At 53.4% G+C, this 23,047-nt stretch carries 24 protein-coding genes and 1 tRNA gene; 10 read left to right on the top strand and 15 right to left on the bottom strand.

The window, feature by feature from the left end:
- Positions 1–3: 3 nt before the first annotated feature.
- Positions 4–2,292, bottom strand: a complete 2,289-nt coding sequence (locus ACTG3Z_RS14915) for an adenosylcobalamin-dependent ribonucleoside-diphosphate reductase (protein WP_439143830.1) — start codon at positions 2,290–2,292, stop codon at positions 4–6.
- Positions 2,293–2,447: 155 nt separating this feature from the next.
- Here ACTG3Z_RS14915 and ACTG3Z_RS14920 point away from each other — a divergent pair, with 155 nt between their 5' ends.
- Positions 2,448–2,876 carry a DUF1489 family protein gene (locus ACTG3Z_RS14920; RefSeq protein ID WP_439143831.1) on the top strand — a complete coding sequence of 143 codons (429 nt, stop codon included), beginning with the start codon at positions 2,448–2,450 and terminating at the stop codon, positions 2,874–2,876.
- On the opposite strand, the gene hisG is transcribed toward ACTG3Z_RS14920, so the two are convergent.
- From hisG to hisS, 3 genes are read right to left on the bottom strand one after another with little or no spacing between them, the layout of a single operon-like run.
- Complete coding sequence (hisG, locus tag ACTG3Z_RS14925) at positions 2,869–3,564, bottom strand: ATP phosphoribosyltransferase (RefSeq protein ID WP_439143832.1); 696 nt, start codon at positions 3,562–3,564, stop codon at positions 2,869–2,871. The two genes, ACTG3Z_RS14920 and hisG, sit on opposite strands and share 8 nt — an antisense overlap.
- On the bottom strand, positions 3,561–4,625 hold the full coding sequence (locus tag ACTG3Z_RS14930; protein ID WP_439143833.1) for an ATP phosphoribosyltransferase regulatory subunit: 1,065 nt from the start codon (positions 4,623–4,625) through the stop codon (positions 3,561–3,563). Before ACTG3Z_RS14930 ends, hisG begins: the two co-directional genes overlap by 4 nt.
- A complete protein-coding gene (gene hisS, locus ACTG3Z_RS14935; protein ID WP_439143834.1) occupies positions 4,625–6,109 on the bottom strand; it encodes a histidine--tRNA ligase in 1,485 nt (494 codons plus the stop codon). Before hisS ends, ACTG3Z_RS14930 begins: the two co-directional genes overlap by 1 nt.
- 109 nt (positions 6,110–6,218) lie before the next feature.
- Here hisS and ACTG3Z_RS14940 point away from each other — a divergent pair, with 109 nt between their 5' ends.
- Positions 6,219–6,428, top strand: coding sequence for a SlyX family protein (locus ACTG3Z_RS14940; protein ID WP_439143835.1), 210 nt, complete (start codon positions 6,219–6,221; stop codon positions 6,426–6,428).
- Positions 6,429–6,440: 12 nt separating this feature from the next.
- Here ACTG3Z_RS14940 and ACTG3Z_RS14945 read toward each other — a convergent pair whose 3' ends face one another.
- A complete protein-coding gene (locus ACTG3Z_RS14945; protein ID WP_439143836.1) occupies positions 6,441–6,779 on the bottom strand; it encodes a VOC family protein in 339 nt (112 codons plus the stop codon).
- Positions 6,780–6,793: 14 nt separating this feature from the next.
- Positions 6,794–7,972, bottom strand: a complete 1,179-nt coding sequence (locus ACTG3Z_RS14950) for a hypothetical protein (RefSeq protein ID WP_439143837.1) — start codon at positions 7,970–7,972, stop codon at positions 6,794–6,796.
- A 165-nt stretch (positions 7,973–8,137) separates the two neighbouring features.
- Here ACTG3Z_RS14950 and ACTG3Z_RS14955 point away from each other — a divergent pair, with 165 nt between their 5' ends.
- Together ACTG3Z_RS14955 and ACTG3Z_RS14960 are read left to right on the top strand one after the other, a co-directional pair.
- Positions 8,138–8,794, top strand: coding sequence for an ABC transporter ATP-binding protein (locus ACTG3Z_RS14955; protein WP_439143838.1), 657 nt, complete (start codon positions 8,138–8,140; stop codon positions 8,792–8,794).
- Complete coding sequence (locus ACTG3Z_RS14960; RefSeq protein WP_439143839.1) at positions 8,794–11,187, top strand: FtsX-like permease family protein; 2,394 nt, start codon at positions 8,794–8,796, stop codon at positions 11,185–11,187. The genes ACTG3Z_RS14955 and ACTG3Z_RS14960 overlap by 1 nt, the downstream gene beginning before the upstream one ends.
- 2 nt (positions 11,188–11,189) lie before the next feature.
- On the opposite strand, the gene ACTG3Z_RS14965 is transcribed toward ACTG3Z_RS14960, so the two are convergent.
- Positions 11,190–11,963: a sulfite exporter TauE/SafE family protein gene (locus tag ACTG3Z_RS14965; protein WP_439143840.1), complete on the bottom strand. Its 774-nt coding sequence runs from the start codon at positions 11,961–11,963 to the stop codon at positions 11,190–11,192.
- A 167-nt stretch (positions 11,964–12,130) separates the two neighbouring features.
- Here ACTG3Z_RS14965 and ACTG3Z_RS14970 point away from each other — a divergent pair, with 167 nt between their 5' ends.
- The 4 genes from ACTG3Z_RS14970 (at position 12,131) to ACTG3Z_RS14985 (ending at position 16,057) form a co-directional block, all read left to right on the top strand.
- Complete coding sequence (locus ACTG3Z_RS14970) at positions 12,131–13,819, top strand: acyl-CoA dehydrogenase family protein (protein ID WP_439143841.1); 1,689 nt, start codon at positions 12,131–12,133, stop codon at positions 13,817–13,819.
- Between the two features lie 169 nt (positions 13,820–13,988).
- Positions 13,989–14,498: an SRPBCC family protein gene (locus tag ACTG3Z_RS14975; RefSeq protein WP_439143842.1), complete on the top strand. Its 510-nt coding sequence runs from the start codon at positions 13,989–13,991 to the stop codon at positions 14,496–14,498.
- A 12-nt stretch (positions 14,499–14,510) separates the two neighbouring features.
- Positions 14,511–14,864: a YciI family protein gene (locus tag ACTG3Z_RS14980; RefSeq protein ID WP_439143843.1), complete on the top strand. Its 354-nt coding sequence runs from the start codon at positions 14,511–14,513 to the stop codon at positions 14,862–14,864.
- The gene (locus tag ACTG3Z_RS14985) at positions 14,861–16,057 is read left to right on the top strand and encodes an RNA polymerase sigma factor (RefSeq protein ID WP_439143844.1); all 1,197 of its coding nucleotides are present in this window, start codon (positions 14,861–14,863) and stop codon (positions 16,055–16,057) included. Before ACTG3Z_RS14980 ends, ACTG3Z_RS14985 begins: the two co-directional genes overlap by 4 nt.
- On the opposite strand, the gene ACTG3Z_RS14990 is transcribed toward ACTG3Z_RS14985, so the two are convergent.
- Positions 16,044–16,430: a hypothetical protein gene (locus ACTG3Z_RS14990; RefSeq protein ID WP_439143845.1), complete on the bottom strand. Its 387-nt coding sequence runs from the start codon at positions 16,428–16,430 to the stop codon at positions 16,044–16,046. The genes ACTG3Z_RS14985 and ACTG3Z_RS14990 overlap by 14 nt on opposite strands.
- Before the next feature lie 58 nt (positions 16,431–16,488).
- Here ACTG3Z_RS14990 and ACTG3Z_RS14995 point away from each other — a divergent pair, with 58 nt between their 5' ends.
- Positions 16,489–17,040 (top strand): TetR/AcrR family transcriptional regulator, encoded by a 552-nt coding sequence (locus ACTG3Z_RS14995; protein WP_439143846.1) that lies wholly within the window; start codon positions 16,489–16,491, stop codon positions 17,038–17,040.
- 20 nt (positions 17,041–17,060) lie between these two features.
- Here ACTG3Z_RS14995 and ACTG3Z_RS15000 read toward each other — a convergent pair whose 3' ends face one another.
- The 7 genes from ACTG3Z_RS15000 to murA form a co-directional block, all read right to left on the bottom strand.
- Positions 17,061–17,516, bottom strand: coding sequence for an arsenate-mycothiol transferase ArsC (locus ACTG3Z_RS15000; RefSeq protein WP_375265653.1), 456 nt, complete (start codon positions 17,514–17,516; stop codon positions 17,061–17,063).
- Between the two features lies 1 nt (position 17,517).
- Positions 17,518–17,997: a UPF0262 family protein gene (locus ACTG3Z_RS15005; protein WP_375265652.1), complete on the bottom strand. Its 480-nt coding sequence runs from the start codon at positions 17,995–17,997 to the stop codon at positions 17,518–17,520.
- A gap of 57 nt (positions 17,998–18,054) precedes the next feature.
- Positions 18,055–18,729, bottom strand: coding sequence for a hypothetical protein (locus ACTG3Z_RS15010; protein ID WP_439143847.1), 675 nt, complete (start codon positions 18,727–18,729; stop codon positions 18,055–18,057).
- The gene (hisD, locus tag ACTG3Z_RS15015; protein ID WP_439143848.1) at positions 18,722–20,023 is read right to left on the bottom strand and encodes a histidinol dehydrogenase; all 1,302 of its coding nucleotides are present in this window, start codon (positions 20,021–20,023) and stop codon (positions 18,722–18,724) included. The genes ACTG3Z_RS15010 and hisD overlap by 8 nt, the downstream gene beginning before the upstream one ends.
- Before the next feature lie 59 nt (positions 20,024–20,082).
- A complete protein-coding gene (locus tag ACTG3Z_RS15020; RefSeq protein ID WP_439143849.1) occupies positions 20,083–20,583 on the bottom strand; it encodes an anthrone oxygenase family protein in 501 nt (166 codons plus the stop codon).
- A gap of 72 nt (positions 20,584–20,655) precedes the next feature.
- The gene (locus ACTG3Z_RS15025; protein WP_439143850.1) at positions 20,656–21,117 is read right to left on the bottom strand and encodes a DUF2948 family protein; all 462 of its coding nucleotides are present in this window, start codon (positions 21,115–21,117) and stop codon (positions 20,656–20,658) included.
- Entirely contained in the window at positions 21,114–22,382 is a 1,269-nt protein-coding gene (murA, locus tag ACTG3Z_RS15030; protein ID WP_439143851.1) for a UDP-N-acetylglucosamine 1-carboxyvinyltransferase, read from the bottom strand. Before murA ends, ACTG3Z_RS15025 begins: the two co-directional genes overlap by 4 nt.
- A 281-nt stretch (positions 22,383–22,663) precedes the next feature.
- Between murA and ACTG3Z_RS15035 the strand changes: the two genes are divergently transcribed.
- A tRNA-Thr gene (locus ACTG3Z_RS15035) sits at positions 22,664–22,738 on the top strand.
- The last annotated feature ends 309 nt before the right edge of the window (positions 22,739–23,047 follow it).

Consider the following 23,047-nt stretch of genomic DNA (forward strand, 5'->3'; position numbering starts at 1 on the left):
AGCTCACCCGCATTTGCTGTGACCACAGCTCCCGCATGTCATGCAGCCTTCAACCATCCGCAAATCATACTGGCCACAGCTCGGGCAAGACTTACCGCGGTTCTGCGGCATGCTCACAATTTCAGCCTGTGGGTCACTTTTCAGGCCCATGCCCTCCCCTTCGAGAAAGCCGATCTGAACCAAATGCTGCTCCAAGACGCCACCAATCGCCGCCAATATGGAAGGAATGTACTTCCCACCAACCCATGCACCACCGCGCGGATCAAAGACCGCTTTCAGCTCTTCAACGACAAAGCTGACATCGCCACCACGACGGAACACCGCTGACATCATCCGTGTCAAAGCAACGGTCCATGCAAAGTGCTCCATGTTCTTGGAGTTGATAAACACCTCAAATGGACGACGGCGACCACCTTCAATCACATCGTTCACCGTCAGATAAATCGCATGCTCACTGTCAGGCCATTTCAACTTATATGTCGCCCCTTCAAGGGCTTGCGGGCGATCTAGTGGCTCAGACATATACACGACGTCCCCATGCGGGCGCATCGGCTCTGCGTCAGTGTTGGCAACGACGTCAGGTGCTTCTTTTTTGTCCTCGGACACGCTCAAAACAGAACCGGTCACATCATTCGGGCGGTAGGTTGTGCAGCCTTTACAGCCAGTATCCCACGCTTCCATGTAGACTTCTTTGAAGTCCTCAAACGCAATGTCCTCAGGGCAGTTAATCGTCTTGGAAATTGAACTATCGACCCACTTTTGAGCCGCAGCTTGCATGCGCACATGATCAAGCGGTGCCAGTGTTTGCGCGTTCACAAAATAGTCTGGCAATTCCTTATCACCAAACTTGTCGCGCCACATTTGAACGGCGTAATCAACGACTTCTTCTTCCGTGCGCGATCCGTCTTTTTGCAAGACCTTGCGCGTGTAGGCATAAGCGAACACAGGCTCGATACCTGAGGAAACATTGCCCGCATAAAGGCTGATTGTCCCAGTCGGCGCGATAGACGTGAGCAAAGCGTTGCGAATGCCGTGCTCACGGATGGCTTCACGTACGTCTTCGTCCATGTCTTCCATTGCGCCGCTCGCCAAATAGGCGTCTGCATCAAACAACGGGAAGGGCCCTTTTTCCTTAGCAAGCTCAACCGACGCGAGATATGCGGCGCGCGCGATTGCGTGCAACCATTCGTCCGTTTGACGCGCCGCTTCCTCTGATCCGTAGCGCTGACCGACCATCAAAAGCGCATCCGCCAAACCCGTCACGCCAAGGCCAATCCGACGTTTTGCCGCTGCTTCACGCGCTTGCGCTTCAAGCGGGAATTTGGATGCATCAACCACGTTGTCCATCATGCGCACGGCCGTCGCGACCAGCTCATTCAACGCTACGATATCGACTGATGCCTCTGCCTCGAACGGATCAGCGACCAAGCGTGCAAGGTTGATTGAGCCAAGCAAACACGCGCCATAAGGTGGAAGCGGTTGCTCACCACACGGGTTCGTCGCCGCAATCGTTTCGCAATAGCCAAGGTTGTTGGCTTTATTGATACGGTCAATGAAAATCACACCAGGTTCCGCATAATCATACGTGCCCTGCATAATCTTGTTCCACAGATCAAGCGCGCGCACAGTACGATAGACTTCGCCCTCGAATTTCAAGTCCCACTCCGCATCGGCCTTTACCGCTTCCATAAACGGGTCGGTGATCAACACGGATACGTTGAACATGCGTAGGCGTGCGGCATCGGATTTCGCCGTGATGAAATCTTCAATATCAGGGTGATCACAACGCATGGTCGCCATCATCGCACCACGGCGCGAACCTGCGGACATAATAGTACGGCACATTGCATCCCACACATCCATAAAGCTCAACGGGCCGGACGCATCTGCCGCTACGCCCTTAACATCTGCGCCTTTGGGGCGGATCGTAGAGAAATCATAGCCAATGCCGCCACCTTGCTGCATCGTCAGCGCGGCTTCTTTCAACATCTCAAAAATGCCACCCATAGAATCTGGGATCGTGCCCATCACAAAGCAATTGAACAGCGTCACGTTGCGCGCTGTGCCTGCGCCCGCGGTGATCCGACCGGCTGGAAGATATTTGAAGTCTTCCAAAGCAGCATAAAACTGCTCTTCCCAATGCTCAGGATCTTTTTCGACCCTTGCGAGGTCTTTGGCGATGCGACCCCATGAGTCCTCAACCGTTGCGTCGATCGGCGTTCCGTCCGCTTCTTTGAAGCGATATTTCATATCCCAAATCTGTTCAGCGATAGGCGCGGCAAAACGGTTCATGTGGCGATTCCCTTGATGTGCAGACGTTTAAGATAGCCTACTAACGGCGCGATCAATAGGCGGCAACGAACTTTTAGGCATATCGCGAAAATACAAGCCCTTGATGTTGCGCATAACTCACATACCATATGTTGTGTCAAAATTGGAAAAAACCTGTGAACAAGCACATTAACCTTATAAAACTAAGCGTTGGCACAGAATCGGTCGAAGGACTCGAGGAATGGCAGCAAATGCGCGCTGCGGCGAATGATGGTCTTTGCCGGCATGTCACCCGCATGTGGCCCAAACGTGAGCCAGAGATTGTGCGAGGTGGCTCGATCTATTGGGTAATCAAGGGCGTTATTCAAGCACGCCAACCTGTTTTGCGCCTTGATGAAGTGATTGGCGACGATGGCATTCGCCGATGCGCGATTGTGCTAAAGCCATGTTTAATTCGCACACAACACGCCCTGAAACGCCCTTTCCAAGGCTGGCGCTATCTCAAACCAGAGGATGCACCCGCTGATCTTCCTGAAGGACGGACACATGAAGAGCCGATCCCAGCAGAACTTAGCGCTGCCTTGGCCGAAATTGGCGTTAGGTAAGCCCTAATTTGGCAATCATCACTTTCATAGAAGCAGCCTCATCTTTGGATAGATCCGCCGTTCTCGAGCGCAACAAAGTCGCTTGCGACTTTAGCGCGGGACCATCATCCAGCAAACGTAAATGGTTCGCACGAAGCGTCTCACCCGTGGACGTGATATCAGCAACGGCCTCAGCCGTTTCATTCTTTACCGTGCCTTCAGTTGCGCCTTGGCTATCCACCAATTGGTAATCGGCGACGCCGTTTTGACGTAGATACTCACGGATCAAACGGTGATACTTCGTAGCAATCCTCAATCTGAAGTTGTTTCGCGCGCGAAACTTTGCCGCGGCGGCATCAAGATCCTCAAGCGTGCGCACATCGACCCAAAAGTCAGGCACGGCAATAATTAAATCCGCATGTCCAAACCCCAAAAGCGCAAGCTCTTCGACGCGTTGTTCCCAGTTGCTTAGCTTTTCACGGATTAAATCTGTGCCAGTCACACCCAAATGGATGCGGCCCGCAGCCAGTTCGCGCGGAATTTCACCCGCTGATAACAAGACAAGTTCGACGCCGTCAACGCCACGAACAGCACCCGCATACTCACGATCAGACCCAGTTCGGCTTAACTCGATGCCGCGCGCACCGAACCATTCAAACGTTTTTTCCATCAAACGCCCTTTTGAGGGCACGCCTAATTTGAGGGTCATGTTGCGCGCTCCAATTCGATCAGTAGATCAGGGCGGATAACGCCACCAACCGCTGGAATTTCAGCACCTTGGCCCAATTGCTTTGTCAGTGCGTCATAGCGCCCACCTGTCGCGACGGGTGGCAGATCAGCATGGGTTTCAGCATAAAAACCAAAGACGAAACCGTCATAATATTCCATCAATGAGCGTCCGTAGCTTGTTTCAAATTCAAGCTTATTCACATCCACTCCGCGCGTTTTCAGCGCGATCATACGTGCGCCCAAACGTTCAACAGCGGGGCTAATCGCAGGCAAATCAACCGCAAGATCCCGCAGTTGTTCCAACGCGAATGGCAACATTTCACGCACGTTTAAAAGCGCGTTAATCAGTTCCATTTCTCGCTTGGAAATTGGGGCGATCTCTTGGTCTGCGCGAAGCTCATCAAGCCGCTGAGATATATCAGATTTACGCCGCAAACCGATTTCAGGACCAGCACTTTCAAACGGATCAGCCAAAGCCAAAACATCACGTGCCTTCACCGGTTTTGAGTAGCGCTCCAACAGCGCACGAAACTTGCGTGGCCGCCAGATGTGTCGCAACAGCGCAGATTTGCGCGCATCAGAGGTTTCCAACGCAGAAACTGCCGCGACCAAAATACCAATGTCACCCGTGGACGCGCGCACAGGCGCATCACTTAGTGCAGACGCAATCAATGCAAAAACTTCTGCATCCGCAGAAATAGGTTCTGCGCGATCAAAAACTTCATAGCCCACCTGAGTGTATTCATTTGGTCGGCTTTCATCTTCTTCCTGACGGCGAAAAACAGTGCCGGAATAGGTGTAGCGCGCAGGATCCGCCCCGCGTTCCATATGCATTTGAACGACGGGTACTGTGAAATCCGGGCGCAGCATTTGCTCCCCACGTAGAGCATCAGAGGTGATGTAGGCGCGCCCACGGATGTCTTCGCCGTACAGGTCAAGCAAAGTGCCAGCAGGCTGCAAGATCGCCGTTTCGACAGGCAACGCACCAAGCGTTTCAAAGTGCGCGCGCAAGGACGCCGCTTTCGCAGAGACTTTGGTCATTAGGACTGGCTTTCCAGAATTTCGCGCACTTTCGCAACAAGATCACCGCGCGGCACTTCGTATTGGCTGGGACGGCCTTTCCATTCTTCCAAAGTCGCGCTTTCAGCGATTTTCGCACCAAGGATCAGGTCTTTGATCTGAATGACGCCATTCTCTTTTTCGTCACCACCTTCGATCACGGCAATCGGCGCGTTGCGCTTGTCCGCATACTTTAGCTGATTTCCGAAATTCTTGGGATTGCCCAGATAGACCTCAGCCCGGATACCAGCGTTTCGCAGCTCCGCAACCATTGCCTGATAATCCGCCATGCGGTTCTTATCCATGACTGTCACGACGACGGGACCAGCTGAATGGCTCTCAATTCGGCCTTTCATGTGCAGCGCCGCAAGCAGGCGATCAACGCCGATAGAAACGCCCGTTGCAGGAACTTCTTGCCCCGTGAAACGCTTCACCAGGTCGTCATAACGACCACCACCCGCAACAGAACCAAAGTTTCGCGGACGGCCCTTTTCATCTTGGATCTCAAATGTCAGTTCTGCCTCGAAAACAGGGCCTGTGTAGTAGCCAAGTCCGCGCACAACCGATGGATCAATTTCGATCCGGTCAGATCCATATCCTTGTGCTTCCAGCAGCTCTGCGATCGTGAGCAGTTCGCTCACACCCGTTTCGCCGACGACAGACCCTTTAACCAACTCGTTCAACCGCGCCGCTGTTTCAGCGCCAGTGGCACGTTTTGCCGACATGAACCCCATGACGATTTCTGCTTGCTCACCGCTTAGACCCGCGCCTTTTGTGTAATCGCCACTTTCATCTTTGCGCCCCTCCCCAAGAAGCGCGCGCACGCCGTCTTCGCCCAGACGATCCAGCTTGTCTATCGCGCGCAAAACTATGCCACGTTCATCCGCTTTGTCATCGCCTGCAATGCCGCAGACTTCCATCACGCCGTTCAAAACTTTACGGTTATTGACGCGCACAATGTAGTCGCCACGCTCAATGCCAACGACTTCCAAAGTGTCAGAAAGCATCGCGCAAATCTCAGCATCGGCCGCGACAGAACCAGCGCCAACCGTATCCGCATCACATTGATAAAACTGACGATAGCGCCCCGGACCCGGCTTTTCATTGCGCCACACCGGACCCATTGCGTAACGGCGATATGGTGTTGGTAGGTCATTGCGATTTTGCGCATAAACCCGCGCCAAAGGAGCGGTCAGGTCATAGCGCAGTGCGAGCCAATCGGCTGTTTCGTCCTCTTGCCACGCGAACACGCCCTCGTTCGGTCGATCCACGTCTGGTAGGAACTTACCCAGTGCCTCAACCGTCTCCACAGCAGAGCTTTCCAACGCGTCAAACCCGTAGCGATGGTAAACCCCTGCAATTTTTTGCAGCATCTCGGAGCGCTCTGTTACTTCGGCGCCGAAATAGTCGCGAAATCCTTTGGGCGCTTGCGCCTTGGGACGGGGGGCTTTTTTGACTTTGGCCATGGGTCTCTCTTTTCTATCCATGCGTGCTTGCCCTTTACCGCCCAAGGGCGAGCGGGGCAACAGGCGCGCGCGAATTGCGCTTGGCGTGATGCCGTGATAGCGCCAAATTATGACAGATATTAGACTTCAAACGCTCGAAGAGAAAATCGCAGACTTGTTGAAAACGACAGATGATTTGTCTGACGTCGTTGCGCGCCAAGAACGTGCGATTGCGATCCTGACGCACCGCGTGCAAATGCTCATGGAGCGCGAAGGTGAGCGAGAAAGCCAAGGCGGCGGTGGGATTGTTCTGGGCGATGAGCGTCCGCCGCATTATTGATCAAGCACCCACTTAATCGATTTGCTGAATATAGATTTGAAGCCCATCGGGGTCTGAAAAGATCATTCTTTTCCCAGCTTCAATAGCGCTGATATCTTTCACCAGCTTTGCTGCTGTCTTTTGTAAATTACTCTTTGTCAGAGCAAGATCAGTCACATCAAACCCGAGCATCAGACCATCATTCTGAACCCCTGCTCGCTGGTAGATTTCCAGAACGAGACCCTGACTTTCATGCGCATAATGTACAGGCCCATTGCCATGCTTTTCTTTGACAAAAGTGAGGCCAATGGCACGATAGACCTCACAGGTGGCACCCATATCTGCCGCAAACAAGGTCATAAATTTGAGCACTTTTTTCTCCGAAGCTAGCCTTTACGATCAGCCGCCAACACCCAGCCGTCATGCACAAGAATATTCGACCATGACGCATTGCTGCCAATGCGATCGTACATAGAAATGAAGACGGTGTTTTTCTCAAGCTTAGAGATGCTCGCACCGCAAGGCTTGTTCTTAGCGGCACCACAGACAGAGCGTTTGATGCCCTCGTAGGCTTTATCGGTCAGGCTGTAAGGCTGCACTTTGCTCGGCAAACCATAGCGTAGTTGTTCATGCATCGTTGGGCTACCGAAAAGCGCTAAAGCGGCTGTAAACGTACGTGCACAGTTGTCATCAAACCCTGTCACGTAGAAGGGGCGCGTGGCGCTGGAGCCCGGTTTACTATCGATGAGTTTGTAACCGCGTCCGCGCGCAGGAAACCTTTCAATCTCTTTACCAAGACGGCCGCCGGGCAAATCGCACACGCGCGCTACGACACCGGACGGGAGTCTCGTCCCAAAGGCAACAATCTGAGCGTCGGGACCTTTGTGCTTGCGATTGCGCGTGTTGGAACGCGGTGTTTTTCTTGGAAGCGACTTTGGCTCAATTGTGGGGGTCAAAGCCGCCGTGCGCACTTTGATTTCATCATCGCTTTTGTCTTTTGCGCGCGCGCCTGCAAGAAGACCGAACAAGCCACGCCGCGGTTGCGCTATGGCTTCAGGAACTGTTTGCGTCACTTCAGCAACTTTTTCAGGCTCAACAGCAACCGCTTGCTCAACTGATGTTGCGGTAGCGGCAGGCGCATCAGCAACAATTTGTGCGACTGGTTGCGCTGGTTGAGCCGTCTCTTTCGCGCGCAAGAAACCAAACAGCCCGCGTCTTTCGGGGAGTGCCGGTTGCGTCGGTTCCGCAACGGCTGCAGCAACTTCTGTTAGGCTTTCATTTGCCGCGGCACTTGCGACCATAGGCGTTTCGAGACCCAAAGCTTCACTTACAGCACTATCCGTTTGCGCGATGGCCGCAGTGCTGGGTTCAGGATTTGCGCCACGATTGAACAGATTGGAAAACAAACCACCTGTGCGCACTTGTTGTGCAGGATCAGGAAGAGCGGCAACAGTTTCTGTGTCAGGTGCGAGCTCGACCGAGGACAACTTGTCCACCTTAGCGAGCGGATCGCCACAAGCCGTGAGCAGAGTACACGCCGCGATAAGAGTAAAAGTTTTCTTCAACAGATCGATCCACACGTTGGCCCAGAAAAGCAAGTAGGCGCGCTTTTAGATGAATTGTAGCGCTTCGTAAACGAAAGCATCGTCAAAGCTGTCCAATAAGCTGAGGTTTGCTTGAAAGCGGGTAGCCACCCCTATCTAGTAGGACGGAGCCATTGGAGTGATCACATGATCTTGGACGCAAGTGATGTTCATAAAAGCTACGCAGTTGCAGGAACGCGTACGCAAGTCTTGCGTGGAGTCTCAGTGACGCTCAAGGCAGGTGAAAGCCTTGCGCTTATGGGGGAATCCGGATCGGGCAAGAGCACGCTTTTGCACATGATTGCGGGCCTTGATGTACCAGACGCAGGCAGCATTCTGGTTGAAGCACAAAATATGGCTGTGCCCAGCGATACCAAACGCGCAGAACTGCGGCGCGGTTTGGTTGGCATCATTTTTCAACAGTTCAATCTGATCCCAAGTTTACGCATTGATGCAAACATCGCTTTTCAAGCGCAACTTGCAGGACGCTACGACGCGGGTTGGTGCGCGACATTAGCGATGCGTATGGGGCTCAGTGATCAACTGAACAAATTTCCCGAAGCGCTTTCCGGTGGGCAACAACAACGCGTCGCGATTGCACGGGCATTGGCTGCAAAGCCCGCTTTGCTCTTGGCAGATGAGCCGACAGGAAATCTTGATGAAGAGACTGCGCAAACGGTGTTAAACCTGCTTTTGGAGATCACGCGCGAAACTGAAACAGCGTTGTTGATGGTGACCCATTCTTCAAAACACGCAGGTGCCCTTGATCGTCAACTTACCCTGCGCAGCGGTGTGATCAGCTGATGCGCGCCGTCCCTGCCCTTCGCGCATTGCTGTCGCATTGGTGGCGTTCACCTTTGCAATTGTTCACGTTGCTGGTTGGCCTCGCGTTGGCCACAGCACTTTGGTCCGGCGTGCAAGCCATCAACAGCGAAGCGCGCGCAACCTATGGCGCAGCGGCAGCACAGGTAGATCAAAGCCAGTTAGCGCAGATCGTATCAAACGATGGGCAGGCCTTGCGGGTTGCACAGTACGTCGCTTTGCGGCGAGACGGATGGCTTGTCACACCGCAAATTATCGAAACGCTAGAACTGAATGGCCAAACACTGCGTATCCTCGGGATTGATCCCCTGACCGCCCCTACCCTGCCAGGATCGTTTGATATCCAGAGCGTTCCAATCAACCAATTCTTTGGCGGTTCCGGCTTTGCATTGGTGGCAAAGGGCAGTGAAGCAGCGATAGATGCCTTGGGCTGGGACTATAGGGTCGCGCCAGACCTTGCTGAAGGAACAGCCATCGCCGACATCGGTGCTGTTGCACAGTTATCTGAGCGTGGGAATACTTTGGATCGTTTGCTTGTTTTGCCCACGAATATGAAAGAGACCACGACCCTGCCACAATCCTTGCGTTACAGGGCCGCCACGCAAGACAACGGAGAGATTGCGCGTCTTACAGACAGCTTTCATTTGAATCTCACAGCCTTTGGCCTGCTGTCTTTTGCAGTGGGTTTGTTCATCGTTTACGGCGCGATTGGTCTCGCCTTTGAGCAGCGTAGGACAATGTTTCGCACTTTGCGCGCGCTTGGCGTTTCTTTGCGGTTGCTCATTAGTTTGCTGATTGCGGAGCTTTTAATCTTTGCGACACTCGCGGGCCTTTTTGGTATCTTGTTGGGCTATCTTATCGCCGCAGCCTTGTTGCCCGACGTCGCCGCGACCCTGCGTGGGCTGTATGGGGCGGATGTTGCTGGAACGCTTCAAATTCGTGCGTCTTGGTGGGTTTCGGGTCTTGGTATGGCAGTCGGTGGCACATTAATTGCCAGCATTGGGACATTCATACGCCTTGCGCGCTTGCCTTTGATGGATGCGGGGACACCACAAGCTTGGGCGCATGCGTCACGCCGGATTATGACGATTTTGGCGCTTTTGGGCATTGCCCTTTTGGGCGTTGCTGTGTTGCTTAGCACCCTTGCGGGCAGTCTTGTCCAAGGGTTTCTATTGCTTGGATGTCTTTTGATCGGTGCTGCCTTTCTGCTCCCTTGGACGTTGAATCGCTGCTTGGCCCTGGCGGAAACCTTGAGCCAAAAGGCGATGCCGCAATGGTTCTGGGCAGATACGCGTTCACAAGTGCCGGGACTGTCGATGGCGCTGATGGCGCTCATGCTGGCGATTGCCACCAACGTCGGGGTCAGCACGATGGTTTCAAGCTTTCGTCTGACCTTCACAGGGTGGCTCGATCAGCGGTTGGCATCAGAATTATATGTGACCTTAGAAAGCGCTGATCAGGCCGAAACGATGCAACGCGTTTTGGCCAATGACGTTGACGCATTCTTACCAATTGTCAGCGCGCCTGCTATTTTGAATGGTCAATCGGGTGATGTTTACGGCGTGAATGATCATGCGACCTACCGCGATCACTGGCCCCTTTTAGCACAGACCGACAATGTTTGGGATCGCCTGCAAGAGCCAGGAACAGCAATTATCAACGAGCAACTCGCGTTGCGCGCTGAGCTTTCTGTTGGTGATTTGGTGCCAAGTGCAGAGGGTCAAGAGATCATCGGGATCTATTCTGATTACGGCAACCCAGCACCGCAGATAATCATCGGCGAAGCATCCTTTAGAACGCTTTATCCGGATGTGTCGGCAGTGCGCTTTGGTTTACGTGTGGCCCCCGAGAACATCGAAGAAATCACTCAAAAGCTTATTGAAACCGTCGACGTGCAACCTGATGCTGTCGCCAATCAAGCGCGGATCAAAGCGCTGTCACTCGGAATTTTCGAGCAAACCTTCACTGTCACTGCTGCGCTTAATATTCTGACGCTCAGCGTTGCTGGCTTTTCGATCATGATGAGCCTTTTGACACTGGCGCAGATGCGGCTGCCACAACTTGCGCCGATCTGGGCACTTGGTGTGACGCGCGCACAGCTGGGGCGGCTCGAATTGCTCCGCTCGGTCGCATTGGCGCTTGTCGTCACCGTCTTGGCTATTCCATTGGGGCTGGCTTTGTCTTGGGTGCTTTTGGCGGTCGTGAATGTTGCGGCGTTCGGATGGCAATTGCCGATGTTCGTTTTCCCGAAATCCTATCTAACCCTTGCAGCAATTGCCCTACTTGCAGCCGTGATTGCGGCGACTTGGCCAGCCCTGCGTTTGGCGCGCATTGCTCCGCATCAATTGTTGCAAGTCTTTTCCAGCGGGCGCTAGCGCTAGCCAAACAAGCCACGTCTCAAAAGGTTTAACCCGCCTAAGATGAGCACCAAAAGCGTCACTTTACGAAACGTTGCCTGATCAAAGCGATCAGAAATCTGCGCCCCCAGCCACATGCCAAGGACCGCGGGGGGCAAGAGAGAAAGCGACAAAGGGAAGGTCGCGCTGTTAAACACACCCGATTTCCAATGACCCAGCATCAACAGAATTGCGCCCAACCCATAGATCACGCCTTGAGCGAGCATTTGCTGCTTTTTCGGGGTCCCGATTGCGGTGAGATATGCAACTGTAGGCGGCCCCCAAATACCCGAAAGTCCACCAATCAGACCAGCAAACGCGCCGATCCCTACATCGAGGATTTTATTCTGTGACCATTTGCCCGGTTCTGGCGCACGTCCGGAGAGCTGCCAGAGTGCAAAACAAGTTACCGCAAGTCCAATGACCAACAGCAATAGATTGGTTGGCAAAACAGGAACAAGCTGCGCTGCTCCAAAAAGCATCAATGCACCGACGCTTAAAAATACCTTGAACCGCTTCATAGTTCGCCAAACATCGCTCAGACCGTATCGAAGCGCTTGCATCGCATTGGTGACCAAAGTCGGCAGGATTAACGCGGCCAACGCCAATTCAGGGTCAGCAAACGTGCTGATGCCAGAGAGCAAAATCATTGGCATCGCAAAACCCACAATACCTTTGATCACCCCCGCGAAAAAGGCGATGCAAAGTGCTATAATTAATAGTGGTAGCGACAGAATCGAAAAGAATGCGTCCATGGCCCCGTCTTAGCAGCGCGCTTGGCGACGTGCGAGCGCCTTGCTAGGGCGTAAGCTCGACGGGTCAATGCGCAATATAAAAACAAATTTTGCACTGGTCGCGCATTTAAGTTGCGCTGCAAGTGCGAAAGGATTATTCCAAGGCAACCGATTTTAGGAGACCCGCGATGCCCCATGATGGACAAGACATGACTTTAACAGCCCCCGTTCTTTTGCCGGATCTGCTGCATTTGACAAAAGCAGCCCTTGGCCCTGTTGAGGCAATCTTTGACATTGCGCGAGAGAAATTGCGTGCGACCGTGACCGAAGATGGCCGCATTTCTGGAAGCCTTATTGAGCAAAATCAAACGGCTAGCCACGGGCTGGCTTGGTTGGCGACATATGTAGAAAGCCTGCGCCAAATGCAAGGCTGGGCAGAGCGTCAACAGGCGGATGGCAAGTTCAACGAACTAGAGCAACTGCTTTTGCAAATCACCTTTGGCGAGTACCTCTGGCAGATTTATGGCGGCATCCCGATGAATCAGGGAGAGATTCTGCGCCTGCAAGATATCGGTCTTGGGCAAGACGATATGCGTTCCATGATGGATAACTCTGTGATGACGCTGACGCAGGGTGGCAACACGCAAGCTGCGCGCTCGCGCTTGGTTGAGCTGATGCAAGAGCAAGCCGGCGCAACAATGTTTGGTGGGTCCGGTCTTGATGAAGAGCTGGAAATGATCCGCGATCAATTCCGCCGCTACTCTCTCGAGAAGATCGAGCCACACGCGCATGATTGGCATCTCAAGGACGAGCTGATCCCGATGGAGGTCATCGACGAATTGGCCGAGATGGGTGTTTTCGGTCTGACGATTCCTGAAGAATACGGGGGCTTTGGTCTTTCCAAAGCGTCGATGTGTGTTGTCTCTGAAGAACTCTCACGCGGATATATCGGTGTTGGATCCTTGGGCACGCGTTCTGAGATTGCTGCGGAATTGATTATAGCCGGCGGCACGGAAGAGCAAAAGCAGAAGTGGTTGCCACAATTGGCCTCTGCTGAAACTTTGCCAACAGCTGTGTTTACGGAACCGAATACAGGGTCTGATCTTGGTGCATTGCGCACGCGCGCTGTGAAAGATGAGAACGGTGATTATCAGGTCACGGGCAACAAGACATGGATCACACACGCGACGCGCACGCAGATCATGACATTGCTCGCGCGTACGGACCCTGAGACGGACAATTACAAAGGTCTGTCGATGTTCCTTGCAGAGAAAACGCCTGGTACGGAAGAGAACCCTTTCCCAACCGACGGGATGACAGGTGGCGAGATCGAGGTGCTCGGATATCGCGGCATGAAAGAATATGAACTGGCGTTTGACGGCTTTCACATCAAAGGTGAAAACTTGCTTGGTGGCGAAGAGGGCAAAGGCTTCAAGCAGCTCATGGAGACGTTTGAAAGCGCGCGCATCCAAACGGCGGCGCGTGCGATTGGTGTCGCGCAATCCGCGCTCGATATCGGGATGCAGTATGCCGAGGATCGCAAACAATTTGGCAAGAGCCTGATCAACTTCCCACGCGTTTCTAGCAAACTAGCTATGATGGCAGTGGAGATCATGGTGGCGCGTCAGCTCACGTATTTTTCTGCACGCGAGAAAGACGAAGGCCGTCGTTGCGATCTTGAAGCAGGCATGGCGAAATTGTTGGGTGCCCGTGTTGCTTGGGCGGCTGCCGACAATGCGTTGCAGATCCATGGCGGCAATGGTTTCGCGTTGGAATATAAAATTTCACGCATTCTGTGTGACGCGCGTATTCTCAATATCTTTGAAGGTGCCGCAGAAATTCAAGCTCAGGTCATTGCGCGTCGTCTTCTCGGGTAGCACGCGCAGAGCGCCTATAGTTTGATGAGCCCCCGAGACTTTGTTTCGGGGGTTTTTCTATGCGCAAAAACTTTTTTCAAAAAAATTTGTCGATTGTGTCGATTGGCGTGATCTTCGTTCGTCATCCTCATGAAAGCGCTTTTGCTTTTCACCAATGAGGAGACTTAAAATGACCATTCTTACAACAGCAGCCATCAGCGCAGGCATTATCACAGCAGCCCTACTCGCCACACAGCTTTTGCCACGTGATGTGACAGTCATGCGCAAGGCGCAGGTAGATGCTAGCCCAAGCGACGTGATTGCGTTGCTTGCCTCCAATGAAGGGTATCAAAAGATTAACCCCTACAAAGCATCGGATGAAAACCTCAAGATCACGCTGTTCGGGCCATCCAGCGGCGTTGGGTCCGGTTTTCACTTTGACGGCAAAGACGGCAAAGGCAGCCAGACCGTGGCGCGCGTGACAGACACGTCCATCACGTTCGACATCGACATGGGCGCAATGGGACAACCCAAGCAAATCGTCGAAGTTCGCCCCAGCGCTGGTGGTTCCGCCGTCGAATGGCGCATGGAAGCCGATCTTGGTCGCAATCCCATCGCCCGCATTTTTGGGCTGTTCATGGACGGAATGATCGGGAAAACTCTCGATCAGGGCCTCTCAAACCTCAACACTGCTGCATAAGGACTTAAAATCATGCGTTATACATTTTTGCTTTACTCGAACCCTGCTGACTTTGCTGACATGACGCCCGAAGATTGGGCCACACAGAAAGAGGTCTACGGTGCCTACATTGGCGCGCTACAACAGGCAGGCGTCTTCGTAGATACCGATTGGCTGCAAGGCGTTGAAACCGCGACGACTTTGAGCGCGGCAAGCGGTTCTGTCCAAGTGCAAGACGGCCCTTTTGCAGAAACCAAAGAGACGCTTGGCGGCTTCTTTGCGATTGATGTGCCGGATTTGGATACGGCCATTGAATGGGCTGGCAAATGCCCCGCCGCGCAATTTGGCAAGGTCGAAATCCGCGCCTCCGCGATGGACAGTTTATGATCGACGCGGTGCGCGCAGCGGAAGATGTTGCGCGCACCAGCTACGGCCGTTTGCTTGCCATTCTTGCATCGCGCAGTTCGGATATTGCAACGGCCGAAGACGCCTTGAGCGATGCGTTTTCCAAAGCGCTAACCCGTTGGCCCGTTGAAGGCATTCCCGACAATCCCGACGCTTGGCTCATCCGCGTTGCGCGCAATCGCATGATTGATGGCCAGCGGCGTGATGCCAAACTTGCCCCCGAGGATGATATGCCAGAGCTGATCGCAGAACCGGAGCGCACAGTGCCTGACAAGCGTTTGCAATTGATGTTCGTTTGCGCGCATCCAGCGATTGATCGGAAAATGCACACACCTTTGATGCTGCAATGTGTGATGGGCTTGGACGCGGAACAGATTGGCCGTGCTTTTCTTGTACCCAAAGCCACAATGGCGCAACGTTTGGTGCGCGCGAAGGCGAAGATTAAAGCGAATGCCATGCCCTTTGCTATTCCCAAGGATGATGCACTCGCCCCGCGACTGAGCAGCGTTATGGAAGCGATTTATGGCGCATACGCGCTGGATTGGCTGGAAACCGGTAATGATCTGGGAATTGAAGCACTGTTTTTAGCGGATGTCCTTAGCACGCAACTCCCCAATACTGCAGAAGCTTTGGGGCTGGCGGCCCTGCTTGGCTTTGCCGCGGCACGGCGCGAGGCACGGATCTGCGAGGGCATGTTTGTGCCTTTGGATGAGCAGGAGCCGAGGAAATGGAACGAACCTTTGCTGCGGGGTGCGCAGGCGTTGTTGCAGCGTGCCAGTGCCTTGGAAAAGATGGGTCGCTTTCAGCTAGAGGCCGCGATCCAAGCCGTCCACGCGCGGCGCATTGATGGGCATGACATGGATTGGCGCGCCATCACGCAGTTATATGCGGGGCTATGTCAGCTCTATCCCAGCCTTGGCGCGCAAATCGGATATGCGGCGGCGCTGACCCATGTGCATGGGCCGGATGCGGGCCTTGCGGTGCTTGATGCTCTTGATCCTAAATTGGTCGCGGGCCATCAAAGTTATCACGCCGCACGCGCACATTTTTTGGCCACGAGAGGGCATTTGAATGCCGCTATCAGTGCTTATGATACAGCATTGGCTTTGACGCCTGAGTCCGCATTGCGAGCGTTCTTGGCTGCACGGCGCTTAGCTGTTGTTACGCGTCTTTAAGCAGTGCATAGCCCATCAACCCTGGCACGATCAGAAAAACGGTCCATTGCGGAAGCGCGAATAGCCCGCTGAACACTGTGATGTTGTACCACAGAAAAAGCCCTGCAAAACTAAGGTGTATCAAGATTATAAAGAGCGATAACGCAGCGTTTCGGCGCTTTGCGAGATAGGCGATGCCAAATGTCATGAGCGCCAGCAAAAGCGTGGCCACATGCCAAACAACCATCGCTGTTGCTTTGATAAAAGAATGCAAATCTGCCTGAAGAATTGGACCCATAATTTCGGGTGTGCCCGCAAAAAGGTGAACCCCTGTGGTGAGACCCATCAAAGCTGCTGCACTCCAAAGCGCGATATTTGCTTTTCGATTTTCCATACGTATGCGTATAGTAAGACTGCTTGAACCTGTCAATACGCTGACGTATGTTTTACGAATGAGTAGATTATCCCAAACTGACTGGATCGCAGCCGGATTTCGCGCGCTTACCACACAGGGCCCGCAGGCCTTGAAGGCAGAACCGTTGGCACGTCATCTCAAGACCACCAAAGGCTCCTTCTACTGGCATTTTAAAGATGTGCCTGCCTTTCAGGCCGCGATGCTTTCGCATTGGGAAGAGCAGGCAACCCAAGCAATCATTTCGCTGGTGGAGGCGATCCCCTCTCCCGTTCTAAAACTGCGCGCTTTGTCTCAGGCCTCCGCCACGCCGGAAGACCATTACGGCGGCATTGGCGCAGAACCCGCAATACGCGCATGGGCCAAAGGCGATGAGAACGTTGCAAAAGCGGTTCACGACGTTGATCAAGCAAGGCTGGCCTACGTCAGCGACATTTTCAACGAGTTGGGCTTGGGCAATCCAGATTTGCCAAGACTGTTTTACGCAAGCTTGATCGGGCTTCAAGAAATCGCGGAGGTTGGCGATAAAACCGGAAGTGCAGCGCTATCGACGCTTACCGATTTAATGATTGCAATGTCTGAAACAGACTGAGCCGCAAAAGAGTTTTGACCCTAAGCCTGAGGCTCGCCCCATTTTGCTTTCAAATGTTGGATGATCTGATCACGCGACTGTCGATATGCGTCAAGCTTTGCGTCGCGTGTTTCGCCGACGGCAGTTGGGTCCGCAATTGGCCAAAGCTCCACTTCTAGATGAAACACACGCGTCAATTCCAATGCCCGCGCTTGACTGACAGGCGACAAAGCTACGACCAAATCAAACGAGCTCAGGTCATCGCCATATTGCTCCATCTCATCAAAAGAGCGCGAACGATGCCGCTGCAATTCAACGCCCATTTCAGCACAGGCTGCGATTGAGAATCCATCGATCTCGAGATCATTGTGGACACCGACAGACTGAACATATGTCTCAAGACCGTAGAATTTCTTCATGATCCCTTCGGCCATAGGGGAGCGCACGGCATTATGATCACAGCAAAAGAGAACGGACTGAGGAAGCTCTTTGACCAACCTAACCTCCGAAGTGCAAAACGCAGATCAGCGTAAAGAGCCGGCGTGCTGTATCGATGTCGATTTCTGCTTTGCCCTCGAGGCGTTCTTGCAAAATTCGGCTGCCTTCCATGTGAATCCCGCGTCGCGCCATATCAATTGTCTCGATCTGGCTTGGCGGCAGGTTCTTCACCGCAGAAAAGTAGCTTTCGCAAATCTGGAAATAATCCTTAACCACTTGGCGAAATGGGCCTAGCGAGAGATGAAATTCGGCAGCGACTTCTTTGGCTTCGGTTTTGATGTCAAACACCAGCCGTTTTTCACGGATGGCAAGTGTCAGATCATAAGGACCTTCCGGCGTGTCCCAGTCCTTGCGCTTAGGCAGAACAAATGAATTGTCCTCGAGTAAATCGAACACGGCGACCTTGCGCTCCTGCTCGATCTCGGGCGTGGGCGCAGGCAGATTGCTGTCGTCGATTTCAATGTGGGCGATGCGTGACATTTTTAAACTCAGTTTTCTAATCTCTTTGGAATATCGCAAGCATGCGCGCGCAGCAAGTTAGTCGATGAACAACACGGCAAGCAACATTCCCAACCCTGCGAACGTAAAGATCACATCATCACGTTTGCACGCCAAGGACGGTGCGTAAGGACGCGGCCATAGCATTGCAAAGATCAAGAGTTGTGAGGGGATATAGGCGTCATTCCAACCCTCCGCTGGCGGAAGGCCCAAGAGCAATAAAACAAACCCTATCGTGACAAACGGCCAGATAATAAAGAGCACGCGGCGCGCGCCGCCCTGATCCAAAATATGCTCATCATCATAAAAGATGCCGTGCTGTGCGATTTGTTCGGGTTTCGCGAGCATCGCCAGAGCAAACCCGTATATCATTCCCGCAGACAGCCAGACGACACCATCGATAAAGATCTGTGAGGGCTGCGCGAGCACAAGAAACATCAGCGCCCCCCAAGTATATCCGCTGGCATATACATTCGCTGCGTATGTTTGCCAGCTGGTTCCGCGCCGATTCAAGGCAAGCATATTGCCTTCGACCGCAGGCAGGGTCCAAACATGCAAAACCATTGCGGTTAACGCTGTCTTCCAAGGTACGAGCAGAGTTGCGCGATCAAGCCAAAATGTTTGGAATAGATAGACGAAAGCGCCCAAGAACAGTGCTGTCAAAATGACAGTCGCGCGTGGATATCTCAGTCGATAGCTTGTCGATTTACTCATTCAACTTTCGCAAACGCGCTGTAACAGACAGGCCATGCGCCTCTAAGCTTTCAGATGTTGCAAGAATTTCAGCAGACGGGCCAATCGCGCGCAAGGCTTCGGGTGTCATACGCGCGAGTGTTGTGCGCTTGATGAAGTCCATTACGGAAAGACCGGAAGAAAAGCGCGCTGATCGTGCGGTAGGCAGCACGTGGTTAGGGCCACCGATGTAGTCGCCGATGGCTTCAGGGGTCCATTGACCAAGGAAGATCGCACCCGCATGGACACATTTTTCGCCAAGCGCTTCTGGATCAGCGACGCAGAGTTCCAAGTGCTCTGGCGCGATGCGATTAGACAGCATCGCTGCTTCGTCGAGATCCGAGACCGTGATGATAGCGCCGAAATCTCGCCAGCTTTTTCCTGCAATCTCGCGGCGCTGCAATGTTTCAAGACGTTTATCAACAGCGGCGGCAACCGCTTTTCCGAAACTTGTATCGTCTGTAATCAAAAGCGATTGCGCGCTTTCGTCATGTTCTGCTTGGCTCAACAGATCAAGTGCGATCCAGTCTGGATCGTTGTCCTTATCAGCGATCACAAGGATCTCGGACGGACCCGCGATCATGTCGATACCGACTTTACCAAACACACGACGCTTGGCGGCCGCAACAAAAGCATTCCCCGGACCTGTGATTTTATCGACAGGCTGAATGGTGTCGGTGCCATACGCCAAGGCTGCAACCGCTTGCGCACCGCCAATACGGTAAATCTCGTCTACGCCGGCGATACGCGCGGCAAGCAAAACCGCTGGGTTGGCAATGCCATCAGGGGTTGGCACAACGATGGCGAGACGCTGAACACCGGCCACCTTAGCGGGAATTGCATTCATCAGGACCGACGAAGGATAGGACGCGAGACCGCCGGGCACATAAAGACCCGCAGCTGACACCGCGCTCCAACGCCAGCCAAGCGTTGCGCCGGCATCATCCGTCCAACTTGCATCCTGAGGCATCTGTTTTTCGTGATAAGCTCTAATGCGTTGCGCTGCGAGTTCTAGCGCTGCGCGCTCTGCATCTGGGACAGCGGCACAAGCGGCTTCAATATCCTCGGGCGAGAAGGCAAGCGTTTCAGGCTTAAGATCCAAACGGTCAAACTTCGACGTAAGCTCAATCACCGCAGCATCGCCCCGCGCGCGTACATCTGCGATAATGTCAGCGACGATGGCATCCACATCCGGGCTATCTTCACGCTTAGCATTTAGAAGACCGTTGAAACGGCTTTCAAAATCAGCGTCGGTTGTGCTTATAAATTGTGGCATCTGCATCCCTCATGTCTCGGCATTGACTTAGCGCGCGACATAGGGAGCCTCAAGAGCGCTTAAGCGCGACGCGGCAACGCATAAAGCGCGAAACTTACCAGTAAGAGCGTGATACCGGAGACAATAGTGCGAAAGGTGTTCCAGAACTGCCAACGCGGCGAGTACTCCGCCCAGATTGCGGCGGCATCTTCAGCGATCAGCGGCGTATTATACTGCTCGAGCGCGATGTTCATGGGGACGTTAATGCTTGCCGTTGGGATAAATGCACCAAAGATGTACACAAGTCCCCCTGCGCCAATCAGCATCGCAACCTTGCGCTGTCCTGCGAGCAAGGCCAAAACAGATGTAGCGATTAGGACAACGGGTGTGCCAAAGAATGCTGGCATGAACACTCCGTTACGCACAGAAATGTTCATCGCGTTCATCGCCATGATCGCCACGTTGGGTTCAAGCGTGTCCAAGCCCCACATCGTCGAGCAGACCCAAGCATAGAAAAAACCAAAGATCGCGCCGCAAAGCAGCAATGAAAGAAAAACCAGTGGTGTTAAAAGGCGTTGCATCGTTTGTGTCCCTGTTCTTTTTTTGATTGTGCAGGGTAATACGCAACGCAGCGCTTTTTCCGTCGCACCACGTTATTCGTGGTTTGGTACTTTCTTGGACGGTGCAAGATAAGGACGGGTCACATCCTTTAGCGAAACGTCCAACGCTTCCACGTCCACGCGGATCGCGCCATCACCCGCAAGCGTGAGAATGAGATGACCAGAAGGCGCATCGCTTTCTTCAAACTCCATGCTAAGCACTGAGAGGATCATATCTTTGTCCGTGCGATCGATGCCTTGGCTCGAAACTTTGCGCACCTCGGAAATGTTCAGCAGCGACTGCACACGCTCTGGCGTGCGCTTACCACCATCTTCCCAACGGAACCGATTGAGCAAAATCGCAAAACGGCGATCTTTGGCAGCGAACTTCATTTCAGATGACGGAAACACTCCATCTTGCACCAAAGCGGAAAGGACCTTGAGGTCCTCCGCATCAAGTGCACCAACGTTTAGCGGTGCTTCACGACCATCTTCAAAACGTGCGTCTTCACTCATGATCCCGGGACCCGTTCAATATTTGCGCCGACTGCGCCAAGTTTCTGCTCGATCTGCTCATAACCACGATCAAGGTGGTAGACACGGTTCACTTGTGTTTCCCCCTCAGCGCGCAGGCCCGCAAGAATAAGCGAAACAGATGCGCGCAGATCGGTGGCCATAACCTGTGCACCAGTCATCTTGTCAACGCCAGTGACCGTGGCTGTGCCGCCCTGCACTTCCACGTTTGCGCCCATGCGCAGCAGCTCTGGGGCGTGCATAAAGCGGTTTTCAAAAATGGTTTCTTCCAAAACGCTAACGCCATCCGCAAAGCACATCATAGCCATGAATTGCGCTTGAAGGTCCGTCGGGAAGCCGGGAAATGGTTCTGTTGTCACATTAACAGGCTTAATGCCATTACCGGGATTGGTGACTTTCAGGCCGAGCTTTGTTTCTTCAATGATTGCGCCGGCCTCTTGCATCTTTTCAGCGAACGATGGGATCAAATCCAAGCGACCGCCAAGGAGTTCTACAGAACCGCCCGCGATCATTGGCGCGATCATGAAGGTGCCCATTTCAATGCGATCCGGAATGACGGCTTGGGTCGCGCCGTGAAGCTTTTCAACGCCGGTGATCGTGATCGTGTCAGTGCCCGCACCTTCGATCTGTGCGCCCATCGCAATCAAGCAATCGGCCAGCGCTTTTGTATCCGGTTCGCGCGCAGCGTTTTTGATAACGGTTGTACCCTTGGCGAGAGTTGCCGCTGTCATCGCATTTTCCGTCGCCCCAACAGACGCGAAGCGGAGCGGGATTTCCGCACCCTTCAGGCCACTCGGCGCAGTCGCATGGACATAGCCGTCTTTCAATTCAATAGACGCGCCGAGACGCTCGAGCGCATCCAAGTGCATATCAACCGCACGCGCGCCAATCGCACAACCACCCGGCATGGAGACTATCGCCTCACCCGAGCGGGCGAGCATGGGGCCGAGCACATTGAAAGAAGCGCGCAGCTTGCGCACAAGATCATAGTCAGCCTTATTTGACGTCAGCGTTCTTGCATTCAGCGCCAGTACGCGGCCATTGGCCAGTTGCGCAATCTCGCACCCAAGCGATTCAAGCACGTCGCTGAGCGTCTTAATGTCAGCAAGGCGTGGCACATTGGTCAGTGTCAGCGGTTCATCGGTCAAAAGCGCGGCGCACATGAGCTTGAGAACTGTGTTTTTAGCACCTGCAATCGGGATTTGCCCGTTGAGTGCGCCGTTACCTCTTACGAGAATTGAATCCATGTGCCTGACCTACTCTTTATCTTTGCCCTACTCGACGTCTTTTTGAGACGCCTCTGAGGATCCTTGCTCTGTGCGCGTACGCGTTTTTGCCTGCGCTTTACGCCGACCCAAATTCGCCTTCAAGGCTGCCTTTAAACGCGCTTCACGCGCGGCAGCTTCAGATGGGGGCTTTTTGGGGTCATTTTTCGTGTTCATATAACTTCTGTAACGTAGCCTGCCCAGCGGGTCCAGATTACCCTTGCGCGAGTGGCAGATTGGGACTAATCACCCGCCCACACGGCGCTGCTATAGCTCAGAGGTAGAGCACTCCCTTGGTAAGGGAGAGGTCGAGAGTTCGATTCTCTCTAGCAGCACCAGGGTCTTCCACATCAGAATTTTATGAAACGAACGGTTCACATGAACCCCACAGTTAGGGTTTTTAGCTGCCCAGCTGTTAGCTATATCTTTAGGTTTGCCACCAACGCCTTGTCGCTTTGAAAACGACCTGACTCTGATTCGAAAAAAGGCATTTCTGAGGCACGAACATGCGATATTTCGAAAAGCTCTAACATGAAACGAATTGTTTCCTAGCATCGACTCTATGCGTTCGAGCGGCTTTGTTGCACAAATCGGGCACTGTAGGATTCACTGTGTGAATCCAGCGTGATAGCTCGCGGACATGAGCA

It is taken from the genome of Planktotalea sp. (assembly GCF_965659345.1).
Taxonomy (GTDB): domain Bacteria; phylum Pseudomonadota; class Alphaproteobacteria; order Rhodobacterales; family Rhodobacteraceae; genus Planktotalea.

Coding starts and splice junctions, on each gene's coding strand:
- ACTG3Z_RS14915 (WP_439143830.1), bottom strand. CDS start 2,292: ATGAACCGTTTTGCCGCGCCTATCGCTGAACAGATTTGGGATATGAAA.
- hisG (WP_439143832.1), bottom strand. CDS start 3,564: ATGACCCTCAAATTAGGCGTGCCCTCAAAAGGGCGTTTGATGGAAAAA.
- ACTG3Z_RS14930 (WP_439143833.1), bottom strand. CDS start 4,625: ATGACCAAAGTCTCTGCGAAAGCGGCGTCCTTGCGCGCGCACTTTGAA.
- hisS (WP_439143834.1), bottom strand. CDS start 6,109: ATGGCCAAAGTCAAAAAAGCCCCCCGTCCCAAGGCGCAAGCGCCCAAA.
- ACTG3Z_RS14940 (WP_439143835.1), top strand. CDS start 6,219: ATGACAGATATTAGACTTCAAACGCTCGAAGAGAAAATCGCAGACTTG.
- ACTG3Z_RS14955 (WP_439143838.1), top strand. CDS start 8,138: ATGATCTTGGACGCAAGTGATGTTCATAAAAGCTACGCAGTTGCAGGA.
- ACTG3Z_RS14960 (WP_439143839.1), top strand. CDS start 8,794: ATGCGCGCCGTCCCTGCCCTTCGCGCATTGCTGTCGCATTGGTGGCGT.
- ACTG3Z_RS14965 (WP_439143840.1), bottom strand. CDS start 11,963: ATGGACGCATTCTTTTCGATTCTGTCGCTACCACTATTAATTATAGCA.
- ACTG3Z_RS14970 (WP_439143841.1), top strand. CDS start 12,131: ATGCCCCATGATGGACAAGACATGACTTTAACAGCCCCCGTTCTTTTG.
- ACTG3Z_RS14975 (WP_439143842.1), top strand. CDS start 13,989: ATGACCATTCTTACAACAGCAGCCATCAGCGCAGGCATTATCACAGCA.
- ACTG3Z_RS14980 (WP_439143843.1), top strand. CDS start 14,511: ATGCGTTATACATTTTTGCTTTACTCGAACCCTGCTGACTTTGCTGAC.
- ACTG3Z_RS14985 (WP_439143844.1), top strand. CDS start 14,861: ATGATCGACGCGGTGCGCGCAGCGGAAGATGTTGCGCGCACCAGCTAC.
- ACTG3Z_RS14990 (WP_439143845.1), bottom strand. CDS start 16,430: ATGGAAAATCGAAAAGCAAATATCGCGCTTTGGAGTGCAGCAGCTTTG.
- ACTG3Z_RS14995 (WP_439143846.1), top strand. CDS start 16,489: ATGAGTAGATTATCCCAAACTGACTGGATCGCAGCCGGATTTCGCGCG.
- ACTG3Z_RS15005 (WP_375265652.1), bottom strand. CDS start 17,997: ATGTCACGCATCGCCCACATTGAAATCGACGACAGCAATCTGCCTGCG.
- ACTG3Z_RS15010 (WP_439143847.1), bottom strand. CDS start 18,729: ATGAGTAAATCGACAAGCTATCGACTGAGATATCCACGCGCGACTGTC.
- hisD (WP_439143848.1), bottom strand. CDS start 20,023: ATGCCACAATTTATAAGCACAACCGACGCTGATTTTGAAAGCCGTTTC.
- ACTG3Z_RS15020 (WP_439143849.1), bottom strand. CDS start 20,583: ATGCAACGCCTTTTAACACCACTGGTTTTTCTTTCATTGCTGCTTTGC.
- ACTG3Z_RS15025 (WP_439143850.1), bottom strand. CDS start 21,117: ATGAGTGAAGACGCACGTTTTGAAGATGGTCGTGAAGCACCGCTAAAC.
- murA (WP_439143851.1), bottom strand. CDS start 22,382: ATGGATTCAATTCTCGTAAGAGGTAACGGCGCACTCAACGGGCAAATC.